The organism is Chryseobacterium sp. CCNWLW53 (assembly GCF_037083525.1).
GTDB lineage: Bacteria > Bacteroidota > Bacteroidia > Flavobacteriales > Weeksellaceae > Chryseobacterium > Chryseobacterium lathyri.
Genome location: NZ_JBAOJR010000004.1, coordinates 416,987 through 433,108 on the forward strand (window position 1 = coordinate 416,987; position 16,122 = coordinate 433,108).

General features: G+C 38.9%; 8 protein-coding genes. All 8 read right to left on the bottom strand.

Features of this window, described 5'->3' with window-relative positions:
- Position 1: 1 nt before the first annotated feature.
- The 8 genes from V6R96_RS15110 to V6R96_RS15145 all read right to left on the bottom strand — a co-directional run bounded on the left by V6R96_RS15110 (position 2) and on the right by V6R96_RS15145 (position 16,057).
- Positions 2-1,162 (bottom strand): aldose epimerase family protein, encoded by a 1,161-nt coding sequence (locus tag V6R96_RS15110; RefSeq protein WP_336379297.1) that lies wholly within the window; start codon positions 1,160-1,162, stop codon positions 2-4.
- A 21-nt stretch (positions 1,163-1,183) separates the two neighbouring features.
- Positions 1,184-2,680, bottom strand: a complete 1,497-nt coding sequence (gene araA, locus V6R96_RS15115; protein ID WP_336379296.1) for an L-arabinose isomerase — start codon at positions 2,678-2,680, stop codon at positions 1,184-1,186.
- Between the two features lie 163 nt (positions 2,681-2,843).
- Positions 2,844-3,542, bottom strand: a complete 699-nt coding sequence (locus V6R96_RS15120; RefSeq protein ID WP_336379295.1) for an L-ribulose-5-phosphate 4-epimerase — start codon at positions 3,540-3,542, stop codon at positions 2,844-2,846.
- 211 nt (positions 3,543-3,753) lie between these two features.
- Positions 3,754-5,451, bottom strand: coding sequence for a ribulokinase (locus V6R96_RS15125; RefSeq protein ID WP_336379294.1), 1,698 nt, complete (start codon positions 5,449-5,451; stop codon positions 3,754-3,756).
- A 246-nt stretch (positions 5,452-5,697) separates the two neighbouring features.
- On the bottom strand, positions 5,698-7,671 hold the full coding sequence (locus V6R96_RS15130) for an alpha-L-arabinofuranosidase C-terminal domain-containing protein (RefSeq protein WP_336379293.1): 1,974 nt from the start codon (positions 7,669-7,671) through the stop codon (positions 5,698-5,700).
- A 153-nt stretch (positions 7,672-7,824) separates the two neighbouring features.
- Positions 7,825-10,452 (bottom strand): glycoside hydrolase family 3 C-terminal domain-containing protein, encoded by a 2,628-nt coding sequence (locus tag V6R96_RS15135; protein WP_336379292.1) that lies wholly within the window; start codon positions 10,450-10,452, stop codon positions 7,825-7,827.
- A gap of 193 nt (positions 10,453-10,645) precedes the next feature.
- Positions 10,646-13,384 (bottom strand): T9SS type A sorting domain-containing protein, encoded by a 2,739-nt coding sequence (locus tag V6R96_RS15140; RefSeq protein ID WP_336379291.1) that lies wholly within the window; start codon positions 13,382-13,384, stop codon positions 10,646-10,648.
- 141 nt (positions 13,385-13,525) lie between these two features.
- Positions 13,526-16,057: a glycosyl hydrolase 115 family protein gene (locus V6R96_RS15145; RefSeq protein ID WP_336379290.1), complete on the bottom strand. Its 2,532-nt coding sequence runs from the start codon at positions 16,055-16,057 to the stop codon at positions 13,526-13,528.
- Positions 16,058-16,122 lie beyond the last annotated feature (65 nt).

Consider the following 16,122-nt stretch of genomic DNA (forward strand, 5'->3'; position numbering starts at 1 on the left):
TTTATTTTTTAACTGAGAATTTATAAATCGTTTTAGTCTGATATTTCTGTCCCGGCTTAAGTTCTGTTGAAGGGAAAGAAGGTTGATTTGGAGAATCCGGAAAATGTTGGGTTTCTAAACAAAAGCCTGTTCGGAATTCATTCTTCCCTCCTGTTTTAGTGTCAAACTTTCCATCAAGAAAATTTCCGGAATAGAACTGAACACCCGGTTCATCCGTAAGAACTTCCATTACTCTTCCTGACTCAGCATGATAGACTTTTGCAATGCTCCTCATTCCGTTTCCATTCAGAATCCAGTTATGGTCGTAACCTTTTCCTTTTTTCAGCTGATCATCATTTGTAACATTGATGTCTTTTCCGATTGGTTTTGAAACCGTGAAATCAAACGGACTTCCCTTTACAGATTTCTGTTCACCGGTTGGAATCAACGTTTCACTGACAGGTAAAAATTTATTTGCATTAATTTGCAGTTCGTGATCAGTAATCGTTTTTGTAAAATTCCCTGAAAGGTTGAAATATGAATGTTGAGTAAGGTTAACAAATGTTGCTTTATCCGTCGTTGCTTCGTAAGAAATCTCCAAAGCATTGTCGTCTGTCAACGTGTAGAATACCGTGGTAGATAATTTTCCCGGATAGCCTTCTTCGCCGTCTGCACTCGTGTAAGTCAGCTTTATAGTTGGAAATTTCGCACCTTTAACAGGTTCAATGTTCCAGAATTTGGTGTGAAAACCTTCTTTTCCACCGTGAAGACTGTTGGGTCCGTCATTTTTATCAATATCATAGGTTTTGCCTTCCAAAGTGAATTTTGCGTTGGCTATTCTATTTCCAAAACGTCCGATCAATGCTCCGAAATAATACGGATTTCCGTTGAAATAGTCTTCAGGCTTTGTAAAGCCCAAAACGACATCTTCATAGTGACCATCTTTATCAGGAGCTGTCAATGAAGTGATAATTCCTCCAAAATTGATGACTTCCACTTTCATCCCGTTTTTATTGGTTAAGGTGTATTTTTTAATGGAATCGCCTTTTGCAGTCACTCCATAATCTGAAACCTGTATCTTTTCCATATTTTCTTTTTGAGGCTGATTAATGTTTTCTTTTTTGCTGCATCCGAGAATACATAAAACTGCAACAATAATCAGATTATAGTTTATTATTTTCATAGTTTGAATAATATTGCAAGATTAACGATAATAAATTTCATTCCAGCGAAGACTGTTCTTAAAATCACGGATTTTTGTATCTTTATCAATAACCAGGGATTCAATTCCTGCAATCTCCGCAAAATCTTCCAACTGCTCTGCACTGATGTTTTCACTATAGCACGTATGATGTGCTCCACCAGCCAGAATCCATGCTTCTGCAGCTGTATACAAGTCCGGAAGTGGTTTCCAAAGAACTCTTGCTACAGGAAGTTTTGGTAATTCTTCGGTAATTTCCAATGCTTTTGTTTTATTGATTAACAGTCTGAAATGATTTCCGAAATCCATAAGAGCAGCATTCAGAGAATCAATATTTCCTCTGGAATTGAAAACCAGACGGACCGGATCTGATTTGCCTCCAATTCCCAACGGATGAATTTCGCAGGATGGTTTATCAACTGCTAAAACAGGGTCAACTTCCAGCATATGGGAACCTAAAACTGAGGGATTTGCAGGATTGAGATGATAAGTATAGTCTTCCATAAATGCGTTTCCGCCTTCCAGGCCCTGCCCCATTGTTTTCATTGCACGGACTAATGCTGCTGTTTTCCAATCGCCTTCTCCGGCAAAACCGTAGCCTTTTTCCATTAACCTTTGAACAGCAATTCCAGGAAGCTGCTCCAATCCGTGAAGGTCTTCAAAAGTATCTGAAAAACCTTTGAAATTTCCGTCTTTCAGGAACTTTTCCAGTCCTAATTCTATCCTCGCAGCAGTTTCAAGTGATTTTCTGTTGCTTCCTCCCGAAAGCAGAGAATCTGCCATTGTATAAGAAGCTTCATATTCTTCAATTAAAGTTTTTACTTCACCTTCGCCAATAGCATTGACAACGCTCACTAAATCTCCGATTCCCCAGGTATTTACTGAAAATCCGAATTTGGTTTCCGCTTCTACTTTGTCACCATCTGTAACGGCTACATACCTCATATTGTCTCCAAAACGGGCAAATTTCGCTCCCTGCCAATCGTCCCAGCCTGCAGCAACGCGGCTCCAGTCTCCGATTTGTTTCTGAACTCTTTCCTCTGCCCAGTGTCCTACAACTACTTTCCTGTTTTTACGAAGACGGCTTACCATAAACCCAAATTCACGGTCACCGTGAGCAGCCTGGTTCAGGTTCATAAAATCCATATCCATTGTAGACCAGGGAATATCCTGATTGAATTGTGTATGTAGATGCAGCATTGGCTTTTGTAAAGCTGTGAGCCCGCGAATCCACATTTTTGCAGGTGAAAATGTGTGCATCCAGGTCACTATTCCAATACAATCTTTTGCAAAATTGGCAGCTGTAAGCGTTTCAAAAATTTCTTCTGTAGTTTTTACGGTTGGCTTCAGAACCACTTTTACAGGAATTGATGAAGATCTATTGAGCGCTTCAACAATTTTTCCTGAGTGTTCAGAAACCTGAGCTAATGTTTCAGGTCCGTATAAATGCTGGCTTCCTGTGATGAACCAGATTTCTTTGGTATTGAGAGGTGTTAACATATATTATAAAATGATAATTGATAGATAATTGTTATATATTTTACCATAGGTTTTACCTACGGCTATTGATATTAAACCCTTCGGGTTCTGTTTAAATAATTTGTTTGATAAACCTTATAGGTTTGCTTTCCGTTAATACACAAATTTTCAGGACTAATGCCATTTACTGTCCGTAGTAGGCATTTTTTCCGTGTTTTCGTTCGTAATGTTTTTTGATGAGGGAATCTTTCAGCCGAACTGCATTGGGATTGATCTGCCGGGTGAGATAAGCCATTTCCGCAACTGTTTCCAGAACTTTACTGTTATAAACCGCTTTATCAGCATTTTTGCCCCAGGTAAAAGGTCCGTGATTTCCAACGAGTACCATTTCCACTTCTTCGTAAGACAATTTTTTTTCTCTGAAACAATCGAGAATCTGGATTCCGGTATTGTATTCGTAATTTCCCTCGATCAAATCATCGTGCATTGGCGGTGCACAGGGAATATCTGTCGTTAAATGATCTGCATGTGTGGTTCCGAAAACCGGAATATCCAGCTGTGCCTGAGCCCAGGCTACCGAATAGATCGCGTGAGTATGAGAAATTCCGCCAATGCTTTCCCAGTTTTGGTAGAGATAAGCGTGGGTTTTGGTATCGGATGACGGCCTTAATTTTCCTTCCACCACATTGGCATCGTAATCTACAATCACAATGTCTTCAGGCTTTAGAATCTCATAAGGAACACCGCTTGGTTTGATCGCAAAAATTCCTTTTTCACGGTCAACGGCACTTACATTTCCGAAGGTATAAACGACTAGCTTCAAAGCATCCAACTGCATATTGGCTTCGTAACACTCTCTCTTAAGTTCTTTATAGATGCTCATTTTATTTTTATTAAATGATTAAATAATTTAAAAATTACAGGTCTTTGTTTCGGGCTAAAGCCCATTCCTATTGATTTCCGTCAGCCTTGTCAAGGTTTTGAACCTTGACAAGGCTGTCCTGTTGAATTATCCCTTATTTATTTTTATTTGAATCGATGAATCTAGTTCCTCGTTTCACGCAGTGCACTCCTAGGTTAAAAATTTCTATCAACTATAAACTATCAACGATCAACTTTTTCTTTGATTTGATATTGTTTTCGGTGAAGTCGGCGAGAATCTGATACTGGTTCATTAATTCTGCATACTTTTCAACCTGATCTGCCTGAGGAAAATATTCAGCTTCGAAATCGGAGCCCATTTTACGGCTTGCTTCCTGAACAGTCGGATAAATACCTGCCGAAACTGCCGCATAAATCGCGGCTCCCAAAGCCGGAGCCTGATCAGATGCCGCCACGACGATCGGCATATTCAGAACATTTGCCAATGTCTGCATAATAAACGGGGATTTTCTGGCAACGCCACCAATTCCGATTACTTTATTGATTTTAACGCCTTCTTCTTCAAAACGGTCGACAATTTTTTTGGATCCGAAACAGATGGCATTAACCAAAGCCTTGAAAATATGAGGTGCTTTTGTTCCCAAAGAGAGCCCGGAAATTGCTGATTTCAATTGCTGATCCGCATCTGGTGTTCTTCTTCCGTTGATCCAATCCAAGGCAACAGGAATTGTTTCGGAAAGTGGAATTTTTTCAGCTTCCAAAGTAAGATTGCGGATGAGATTATTTTCTATTTCTTCTTTTAAGCGTTGCTTTTGATCTTCATCGATACTATCAGAATCCATAAGCACATTATAAATTGGCCAAGTGAGAATGTCTTTATACCATGCCAAAAGATCTCCGAATGCGGACTGACCGGCTTCCAGACCAATCAGTCCTGGAATAACAGAACCGTTCACCTGTCCGCAAATACCTTTTACGGTTTTATCCAGGATGATTTCGTTGGGAGCAACCATAATATCACAGGTGGACGTGCCCATAATCCTAATGAGGGTGTTCTCTTCAACTTTTGCGCCGACGGCTCCTGAATGGGCATCGAAAGTTCCTACGGCAATCACAGTATTGGTCGTCAGTCCCAGCTTAGCCGCCCATTCTTCGTTTAAACTGCCTGCAATCTCATCGGAAGTATAGGTTTTATCATATAATCTGTCCCGAAGCTCAGCTAAAGACGGATCCAGCTGCCCAAGGAAATCCTTAGCCGGAAGTCCGTTCCATGACTCGTGCCACATTGCTTTATGACCCGCTGCGCAACGGCTTCTTTTGAATGTTGCCAGATCCTGATGATCGGAAAGCAGAAAAGTAATATAATCACAGTGTTCCATCCAGCTGTAAGCGGAATTTTTCACTTTTTCATCCTGTCTGTTGATATGCAGAATTTTTGCCCAAAACCATTCGGAAGAATAAATTCCGCCCTCGAATCTGGTGTAATCTTCACCGCCCCAGTTTCTTGCCAAATGATTAATTTCTTCAGCCTCATGAATAGAGGTATGATCTTTCCATAAAACCATCATTGCATTGGGATTTTCTTCAAATCCGGGTATTAAAGCCAGTGCTATTCCTTCTTTGTTTACAGGAAGTGGTGATGAACCTGTAGTATCAATGCAGATGCTTACAACAGTTTCCGGTGCCACTCCGCTTTCTTTTACTACATTAGAAATGGTTTGTTCCAAACCTTCAATATGGTCTAAAGGATGTTGGCGAAACTGATTTTTTTCCGGCAAACAGAATTTTCCCTGCTTCCATCGTTGATAGTAGCTGACTGATGTAGACAGTTCTGCACCGTTTTCTGTATCAATCAGTACAGCACGAACGGAATCTGTACCATAATCCAGTCCGATAACATATTTCTTCATTTATATAATGAGTTAAGTTTTAACAATATTTTGATAGACCCCTTCGACAAGCTCTGGGTGAGATTTCTAATGCTAAATGTTTAAGCTTAGGTTTAATTTGATGACTAAAAAGAATCATTTTTAATTAAGCCTTAATAAATCCATTACATTTCTGTTCTTGAGATAAAACAAATATAAGATTCTATTTTAAATAAATGTATAAAATACACTTAATTTTATTTTTATTTCTATGTTTATATCTGAGGCTTATTTAATCTTTAAAACAACCAGCGAATAGGCAGGAATTTCCATTGAAAATATCCTTTTTTTTATGACTGAATTATCTTCAACAGGCTGTATATTTTCTGTTTTAAAATTATTCTCGGCAGAAAGTGTAGGAGCTTTTAAGACCGTTTTTGTCAGTTTTTGTCCCAGTTTTATATTTTTAGGATTAATTTCTATTAATACCGTCTTGTTGTCTGTATTGACAATTTTAATGATCACCTCATTATTTTTACTGTCTTTTACTGCGGTTGCATAGAGTTTATCCTGTCCACTGACCGGGGTCTTATTGTGGTAAATCTTCAGTAAATCAGTCCCTTTATTATTCGAAAATAACTTCTGAACATAATAATTGGGAGTTGCGTATGACTGCAGATTATTGAACCAAATCAAATCCGGAGTCCATTGCCAGCCATCGGCGTGTGCAAAAAGCGGCGCATAAGAAGTCATGGTTACCACATCCGCATTTCTTTCCAGCCCTGTCATAAAAGCGGCTTCCGAAAGTGCCGATTCCCAGTTATTTTTATTGTCCGGACTTACTGTTTTTACCGACTGAACTGCGTATTCACCTGCAAAAACTTTAGGCCCGTTTCTATCATATTTATCGTATCTCGCAGCATTTTCCTGAAACCATTTTGCTGAATTGTAATAATGCTCATCGACAATCTGTGCATTGAGCTTTTTAAGCTCTTTCCAGCCGTATTCGAAAAATTCTCCGTCAGGCAATGGTCCGCTTCCGGAAATGATTGTAATATCGGGGTATTTTGAATGAATGGCTTTTTCAAAAATTTTGTACCGTTCGATATAGTCTTCACCCCACTGTTCGTTTCCGACGCCAATATATTTCATATTAAAAGCCTTGGGATGTCCCATTTCTGAACGGATTTTTCCCCATTTCGTATTGACATCTCCGTTGGCAAATTCAATTAAATCCAAAGCATCCTGAACAAAAGGGTTTAATTCTTCAAGGTTTACCAGCTCACCTGTATTAAACTGGCAGGCCATTCCACAGCTAAGAATCGGTAAAGGCTCGGCTCCCAAATCTTCGGAAAGCTGGAAATATTCATAAAAACCTAATCCGAACGATTGGTAATAATCGGGAGTCAGGCGATGCGGGAAACCCGAACTCCATTTGTTGATGAGATATTCTCTGTCTGCTACATTTCCCAATGTTTTTTTCCACTGATACCTTTCGGCAAGTGTTCTGCCTTCCACAATGCAACCTCCCGGAAAACGCAGAAATCCAGGCTGTAAATCGTATAATTTCTGAACTAAATCTTTTCTTAAGCCATCTTTTCTTCCTTTCCAGGTATCTTGCGGGAAGAGGGAAATCATATCCATATTTACAACGCCGTTTCCTGTAAAAGTGATCTGAAGTTTTGCTTTTTCTACCGTTCCTAAAGGAGAAAAAACAGCCGAATATTTGTGCCATCCTTTTCCTTTGATGATTATCGGAACTGTAGAAATTACCACTCCTTTTTCGTCAACCAAGCTTGCATTGACCGCAGAAATATTTCCAGATACATTTTCTAAATCAAAGCTGAAATCATATTTAGCATCTTTATGAAGTCCAATTCCCCGGAAGCCTTCATTTTCCAGTATATACTTTTTATCGTTGTGAACGGTAATTCTAGCGTAGTTTTTATTGGTTTTGGAATGATCAGAATAAATGGTCAAAAACCCGGAATCCAGATTATGAGAAAGGGTTTGCGTATTTTTTTGCTTCCAGCCCGTCAAGGGTTCATCGAATTCAAAGCTTCGGTTTTTGATTAATTCGGCATAAATACCGCCATCGGCTGCAAAATTGATATCTTCAAAGAAAATCCCATACATTGTCGGCTGGATTTTAATGTTGGTAGGAGCTCCATCAAGATCTAAAGTAAATTTTGAGTTTTGCGCTGATGAAAATGCAACGCAACTTGAAAGAAGAATGGTAAAAATTTTATTTTTTGTTTTCATTGATACTATTTTTGATTGTCCAGATAAACACTTAGATTACAGTCAGTGTGGCATCTATAATCGTAAACTTTTAAATTGAATGTATTATTCTTCTATTTAATTGATAAACCTTAGGTTTTAAAAATCTATAAGGTTTCCTACATTGAGAATAGTTTACTTGACTTTCAACTGAATACTTTTTAAATCTGAGTTTTTTGAAGTTCCTCCGTAGAAAATTGTATAATCTCCTGATTTTGAAACTAGATCATCAGCTTTTTCATCATAAAATTTAAAAGATTCTTCAGAGATGTTTAGCTGGATGTTTTTTGTTTCTTTAGATTTAATCAATTTTTTTTCAAAAGCTCTCAGCGTTTTTACGGGTGCTAAAGGATCATTATTTCTTTTGACATACACCTGCACCACTTCTTCGCCATCTCTTTCCGAAATATTGCTAACCGGAATTGTTATCGTGATTTTCTCATTAGAATTGATGCTGTTTTTGCTCAATTTAGCATTGCCATAGGCAAATTTTGAATAGCTTAAACCATGACCAAATGCATATAAAGGATCTTCGGACATATAGCGATAGGTTCTACCTTTCATATCATAATTCTCAAAACCCTGATGCTTACTCGTTGTCGAAAGTGCATTATCCAATTGCTCAAGATTCCTGTAAAAAGTAATTGGTAATTTTCCGGAAGGGTTGTAATCTCCAGTTAAAACATCGGCAACAGCGGTTCCACTGGATTGACCGCCGTACCAGGCATTCAGCAGAGCGTCATAATTTTTTTCATCCTGCTCCAAACCGAGCGCACTTCCCGTGCACAGTACGAACACAACAGGTTTTCCTGTTTTTCTTAATTCTGCTAACAGTTCACGCTGAACTTTCGGAAGCTCTATTGAAGTTTTATCACCACCTTTAAAACCTTCTGCATTAACCATCATTTCTTCCCCTTCAAGGCTCGGGGACAATCCGCCGACAAAAACAATTACCTCAGCGTCTTTTACTTTTTCTTTTACTGAATTAAAATTCACCGGATCTTTTCGGTACACTTCGAAATCAATGCTTACATATTTTCCTTTCTGGCTGTGTCGAAATTCTATCTGATACTCCTTCCCTTTCTCCATTTTCACCGGAAATTCAGAAGGATGTCTTGCATCCGGCCCTTTTCTTGTCGCAATTTCTTTTCCATCAATCAAAAGCGTATAAATATCCGATGTTGCAGCAGAAAATATCACTTCACCAGAATAACTGCTTTTAAAAATACCTGATATTTTTGCTGACGTATTTTCTCTGGCCACTCCCGGCGCAAGTTGAGTTCCGCCAAAACTGCTGTAGGAAATCCTCGTTGTATTGACCGAAATATTGACCGGTTTTTCTTTGAATTCATTATTATTAAAAAACTCAACCTTCATTCCCTTCTCACCGTTTTTCTGGCTTACAAAATTCTGGTAAAGAGTTGTTCTGGATGATGGATCTGCCACCTCGGTTCCTTTTTCGTAAATGATTTCAGCATTTGGAAATTTTGTTTTAATTCCACTTAAAATGGTCACCGTTGAAGAAGGTGTTCCGTTATAATTTCCGAGCTGCATAATTCCATCATCGGCATTGGGACCGACAACAGCAATTTTTTTAATATTCTTATTTAAAGGCAGAACATTTTTCTCATTTTTCATCAGTACAATAGACTTTTGAGCCATTTTCAACGCCTGTTCTTTATGTTCTTTAGAATCTACCGTAGAATAAGGAATATTGTTCCAGTGAACAGACGATTTGGGATCAAGCATCCCTAATTCAAACCACCCTTTGAGGATTCTGCGCATCGAAATGTCGAGGTCTTTTTCGGTAATTAATCCGCTTGCCAGGGATTTGTTAAGATTATTGTAAGTATCTCCGCATTCCAAATCTGTTGAATGTTTTAATGCATCTGCAGCGGTTGTTTTTTCGTCAGGATGTGTTCCGTGGTATTTTTCCTGATAGAAATCGGCCAAAGCCCAACAATCTGAAACCACCATTCCATCGTATTTCCATTTACCACGAAGAATTTCATTAAGCAACGTATTGTTGGCACAACAAGGCTGGCCGTCAAAAGCATTATAGGCACACATCACTTCTCTCACATTTCCTTCCAAAACCAGTGCTTTAAAAGCCGGAAGATAAGTTTCATAAAGATCTCTCCTGGAAATTTCAGCATTATAGGAATGCCGGTTCCATTCCGGACCGCTGTGAACGGCAAAATGCTTGGCACAGGCATGGGTTTTAAAGTATTTAGGATCATTTCCTTGCAAACCTTTTACAGCAGCAACGCCCAAAACAGAGGTTAAATAAGGATCTTCTCCATAGGTTTCCTGACCTCTTCCCCATCTCGGATCTCTGAAAATATTGATGTTTGGAGTCCAAAAGGTAAGACCTTCGTAACGTCCGGTTTTATTGGCTTCATCAAAAGATTTATTGTATTTCGCACGAGCTTCGTCAGAGATCATTTCAAAAGTTTTGAAATGCTCTGAAACATCCCAGGTTGCCGCCATACCGATTGCCTGCGGGAAAACAGTAGCCGTTCCTGCTCTGGCAACACCGTGAAGCGCCTCGTTCCACCAACCGTAAGCCGGAATTTCAAGTCTTGGGACAGCCCTGGAATTGTCCATCATCATTCCAATCTTTTCGTCAACCGTTAATAACCCTAAAAGATTTTCAATCCTTTGCTCAACCGGAAGACCGGGGTTTTGAAACGAATATTTGAAATTCTGAGCGTAACTAAAGGTACAGACTACAACTGACAGGGTTAATAAAATTTTGTTCATATGGTTAATTTTAAAGCAGTCTTTTGTTAAAACATTTTGATTATTATCATTGAATATTGCATTCCAATGTGATAAAGACAAAGATAAGATTCTATTTTAATAAATGTATATAATACACTTAATTTAAAGTAAAAAGGTTACCTGAAAAGGCGGTAACCTTTTTAAAGGAATTTTTAATATAATCTCTTTGAGATTATTGTTTTATAAATTTACTTTTAATACTTTTTCCTGAGTCGGATATTTCAATAAAATAAAGCCCTGCCGGAAGTTTTGAAACATCAATTCTGTTTCTTCCTTTGGTTAGCTTTACTTTATTAGTTATGCTTCCTCTCGAATTATTGATAGAATAGAATGCATCATCCGATTTCCAGTCAATGAAAATTTCTGTTTTGGCAGGATTTGGATAGAGGAAAATCTCTTCTTTTGCTGTGATTACGTCATCAGTCTTAAGTGTAGCAAAACTTAACGGAAGAAAGTTGTTGGTATAGGTATTATTTTCAGTAAGATATCCCTGGAAAGAACTGACTGAAGGCTCGTTACCCGCCGTTACCTTATAAAAACCTGTCACTCCGCTTTCTGTTTTCAGCACATATCCTCCTGCAGCTACTTTTACAGACTGATAAACGCCGTTTATCTGGTTGACCGTAATTGCTTTTGGTGTAGATACAGCACCTGATCCTGTGAATGTCTTGCTTCCTGTAGCATTGATCAATACAGGAGTATTTGCAGGAATTATCCCGTTGGAAATCTGTGAACAAACCACATTTCCGGAACCGGGCTGCATCATGTATGCGGTAACTCCGGAAGGAATGGCTGACTGGAAAGGTAAAAGAAGGATCCCGTACCCATTAAAAGTTCTTGTGTACGTAGCAGAACTTGCTGTAAAGCCAAAAGGCACTTGAAAATCTTTACCCAAATCCGAAAGAGTCAGGTTCTGACAGGAATTGCCTGAAATTACATTTATATTATTATTGCTGACGCTTCCGTTAACATAAAAAATACTGTTCCGGTTGGCAGAAGCATTGCTCCAGGTGTCTGTAGAAGTATTTCCTGTAACGTCTCTGAAATCAATAGATGTATAATATTCATTTTCGAGGGCATCCATAAGACTGCTGTCTGCAAGAGAGTAAGCCGCTGCAAATTTTGAAGCTCTTTCATTACCAACATTGAAATAAACATCACCCAAAGTCAGGGTGAGAATTGAGCTGTAATTTCCGCTTCGAAGCCCGATAATCCCTTTGCAGCCATACGGAAGAACCGTTCTGGAAATATCAAATACCAGATTGAAACTTCCGGAACCCGGAGCAGGAAATGCTACACTGCCATAATTATGAGATCTTACCGTTCCGTTGCTATCAACATAATACAATGTCGTATTGGATGAAGTCGGCAAGTTGCTTGTTGTATAATTTAGTACATTAAAAATTAACTTGTTGTAACGGTCATCCAAATTTAAATATCCGCTGTTGGCATCTGTATTTGAGCTTATTAGCGGCGTGGAATTGTAGAATGTAACCGTTTTTCCGCTCAGTTGATAATTAGTACCAAACGATGAATTGGTTGGAACCTGAGTTTCAATTTTATTATAATGAACATCACCGCCCGTCATGAATGATACCGGTCTGTCGCCACTTTTATTAAACACAAAAGTCATTACACTCGAAGGGCTCACCTGAACTGTGGGGCGGAAACTCGCCGTACTGAAAGAGAAAGGTGATGAAGCTATATTCACAGATTGTGAAGTGGTTGTCTGTATTCCTGAAGTTGTAAAGAATGGCAGATCAACTTTAAGATCATATGTGCTGGAAGAAGAATTGATAACAACAAGGGTGATCTGGTTTCCGTCCAGCGAAATATAAGAAGAGCCTTCCAAAGTTCCGCTTGAGGTTTCCCATTTGGCATCAATTCTGGTTTTTCCCGTAGTATTTTTGGCATATTGGGATAAAATATATCCTCTTTTGGTCATATCTCCGGCAACAGTTCCGTATGAGCCATCCCCCATCAGCCCATAAAATCTTTTTGAGGCATAATGAATCCACGCATTTACATTTCCAAGCAATGCATTATTTACACTTCTTGCAAAAGTGAAACCATCCGTATTCCAGACGAAATCCCGTGGAGCCGAACTACTTGAAGAATTCCAGTTGATCAGATATTCTGTCTGCCATATTTCTTTATTATAATTCTGAAACTGCTTGTACACAGACTGCATCGAACCGTATTGATGTCCTCCGTACACCTCAAAATTCGCCATTACCGCGGGATCTAAGAATGCATTGGCAAAATTATCTGTAAAACCAACACTTTCGGGTGCTATTACCTTACAGTTGATAAGGTGGCCATAATTTTTAACAAAGGTGGCTATTTGTGTTGGCGTCCAGATACAGCCTTGATACTGCGCCATTTCATCGGGTTCATTTTGTATAGATATGTAATCTAATGTTACCCCATTATTTTGCATATAAGTTACAAAACTGTTTAGATACAAAGCATAATCCTGATAATTTTCAGGTTTCAGATAGCCGATTTGCTGAACACCGTTCGTATCAGTATACACAGCATTGACATGGTTATTGGTTTTCCATGCTGCCGGCATTGTCCATGGACTGGCAAATAGGGTAAGACCCATTGATTTAGCCAGCTGAGCCGTTGCAAGAGCCGTGCTCCAATTACTGCTTTGCTCGGGAATATAAAGGCGCATGATATTATACCCTCCTTCACTGCCTGCACCCCAAAGTTTTTGGATCTCTGTGGTAGTCATATGGTTGTATCCAAACTGTGGACTGCAGACAAAGCCGCCGAAGCCTGTTATTTTCTGATAAGCAATATTCTTATCAATTTTTACTTTTGCCTGTAGATTTTGTGCATTCAGCTGTACTGAAATTGCAATACCCGTAATCATTACAAGTATTAATTTGAAGATTTTTTTCATAGTAATAAGTTTTAATTCTGATGTTAAATGTGTCTAATGAATAGATTTATGATGGTCGCTAAGTAGTTATTTCAGCTTCTTCTGAAAATTATCCTTTCATAAAATTCACCATCATCAATTTTCAACAATTACCCTCTTCATTTATTTTTCTGAATAATCACTTTGAGGAGCTCCCAGATAACTTGGTTTAAGGCCTCCCGTATCAATTAGTATTTTCTCTAAAACAATTCCCGGCTCCAGAATCCTGAATCTTAACGTATGTTTGCCTGGCTGCAAAATCTGATGTTTTGTCACTGATTTAATGATGTGTTCCGACTGCCATTTTCCCAATTCTCCACGGTAATGTCCATTGAAATTGACAGTCTCGAGTTTTCCTCCATCGAAGGAAATCTCATAACGCAATCCTTTGTTATGGTTGAAATTTAAAGTCGGAGCTAAAAGCAGCTGAACTTCAACTTCACCTTTAGATTTAAAATTAATATCATATTCCAGATAGATATTTTCATCGGATTTCGGGTAGGCATTCTGGGGAAAAGTCGTTAGCCCGGATTTTGTTTTCCCGAAATCAGGAATCACTTCCCAATGAATCCTGTCCGAATTATTCATTCTCGCAAAATTTTCCGCTTCTATGGAAACATAGCCGTTTTCTTCTGCAAATATTTTCTCTTTCGGAGTGGCTGCTGCTTCGGAGATATAGATTACGTCAGGCATTACATTTACTTTTCCATCGAACCAGGCTTTGTACCCTATCTTCATTTGATCCATCATATGCGTCCATTTTCCTCCGGCAATTTCATTGTTATATTTATTGTCGAGATAAGCATTTCTTTCAAAACACTCTTTCACTTTATCTGCGTAGAAATTTGCCTGAATATCATTTTTGGCAGCCAGTTCTTTATTTTTAGCCACTGCATAATACATTTCATATAAATTGCTGCACGCATCGATTGGGTATAGAACCAACTGATAATAGGCATCCTGATATTCTGCCGGAATCTGGTCTTTTAAACGTAAAGCATCGACTGCTAATGATCTGTAGTCATTCAGTACTGTTTCAAATTCATTATAATTTTCGAGGCTGAATGTTTTGCTGTCAAGCGTTTCAGGGGTAACTCTTCGATTATATTTGGCATAGAGATTAATCATTCGGGCAATTTCCTTTGCATGTTTCTCGCCAAACTGCTGTACTGCCCATTTTTCGGTATATTCCAGAAGATTTTTAGCGTTAAACTGTTTGGGATTCCAGGCCATTTCAAGGAAAAAACTGATCGGGAATTCCATTGGCTTTAAATCGCCCACATTCACTACCCAGACTTTGTCGACTTTATGTTCGTACGAAAGATTCATCTGCTCCCAAACTCTCTGTATGGGACTGATATTGATCCATTTAGAATTTCTCGGTCCACCTACGTAATCAAAATGATAATATATTCCGTAACCGCCTTTATGCAAGGGTTTTGAAAGATCCGGAAGCTTTCTCACGTTGCCCCAGTTATCATCGCAAAACAGCAAAATAACATCATCCGGAACCCTCATGCCTTTATCGTAATAATCCTGAACCTCTTTGTACAAAGCCCAAATCTGAGGTGTTTTATCCGCTTTTTTACCGGTTACCTCAGCAATAATTTTGCGTTGATCTTTTACGATTTTTTCAAGTAAAGAAATATTGGTTCCCTCTCCCATTGCTTCATCACCATCGCCACGCATTCCAACAGTAATGAGTTTTTCCCAGCTTTTGCTTCTCACAATTCCGGCTTTCCAGAATTCCTGCAAAACTTTAGAATTTTTGGAATAATCCCAGACATTCGGGAGGTTATTTCTTTTGATATACCGGTGCCAATCGGTCTGCGCCTGCGCCATCGGCTCGTGGTGAGAAGTTCCCATTACGATTCCCATTTCGTTGGCTAATGGCCCGCTCAAAGCATCATCGTCATAAAATGCTTTTCCCCACATGGCTGGCCAAAGGTAGTTGCCTTTCAGACGAAGGATCAATTCAAAAACCTTTTCGTAAAATTTTGAATTAACACCTCCAAAAGTGGCTCTAGCCCAACCGCCAAGAGATGGTTCTTCATCATTCAGGAAAATCCCGCGGTACTCTACAGCAGGTTCTCCATCGGTATATATTCCTTTTTTGAAATATAAATTTTCTTTCGTTTCAACCGGAACATCTGCCCAGTAATACCAGGGTGAAACACCAATCTGCTGCGAAACTTCATAAATTCCGTAGATGGTTCCTCTTTTGTCACTTCCGGCAATCACAATAGCTTCCGAAACTCCGGGAAATGGATTGCTGATATTCTGGATGACGTATTTTTCTGTTTTCCCGGTTAATGATTTCCCATCGATCTTTTTTTGTCTGATTAAATCATCGATCACAGATTTTGTTCCGACAGTTCCGATAATAATTAAAGGAGAAGTCGTTCCGGAAATCTGATTCAGAATGTTGGGTTGTTCGCCTGTAACTTTCTGAAAATCTGTTTGGAGGTTCTTTACGGCTCTCATAATTCCTGCATCCATCTGAGCATCTGCATAGATGGAAATTCTGACTGATTTGTCTTTCAGAAGAATAGCATCATTGGTTTTTTCTGTCGTGATAAACCGTTCGGTTGCCTGTATATTACCAAAAGCACCCAACAACAGTACAAAGAAAAATAGTATAGGTAATCTGCTCATAATCTTATCTTTATCTGATTGAAACCTTCAAGGTTTAAGTTTAACATTTATCAGTTGCGAATCGC

Coding starts and splice junctions, on each gene's coding strand:
- V6R96_RS15140 (WP_336379291.1), bottom strand. CDS start 13,384: ATGAAAAAAATCTTCAAATTAATACTTGTAATGATTACGGGTATTGCA.
- V6R96_RS15130 (WP_336379293.1), bottom strand. CDS start 7,671: ATGAAAACAAAAAATAAAATTTTTACCATTCTTCTTTCAAGTTGCGTT.
- V6R96_RS15145 (WP_336379290.1), bottom strand. CDS start 16,057: ATGAGCAGATTACCTATACTATTTTTCTTTGTACTGTTGTTGGGTGCT.
- araA (WP_336379296.1), bottom strand. CDS start 2,680: ATGTTAACACCTCTCAATACCAAAGAAATCTGGTTCATCACAGGAAGC.
- V6R96_RS15125 (WP_336379294.1), bottom strand. CDS start 5,451: ATGAAGAAATATGTTATCGGACTGGATTATGGTACAGATTCCGTTCGT.
- V6R96_RS15135 (WP_336379292.1), bottom strand. CDS start 10,452: ATGAACAAAATTTTATTAACCCTGTCAGTTGTAGTCTGTACCTTTAGT.
- V6R96_RS15110 (WP_336379297.1), bottom strand. CDS start 1,162: ATGAAAATAATAAACTATAATCTGATTATTGTTGCAGTTTTATGTATT.
- V6R96_RS15120 (WP_336379295.1), bottom strand. CDS start 3,542: ATGAGCATCTATAAAGAACTTAAGAGAGAGTGTTACGAAGCCAATATG.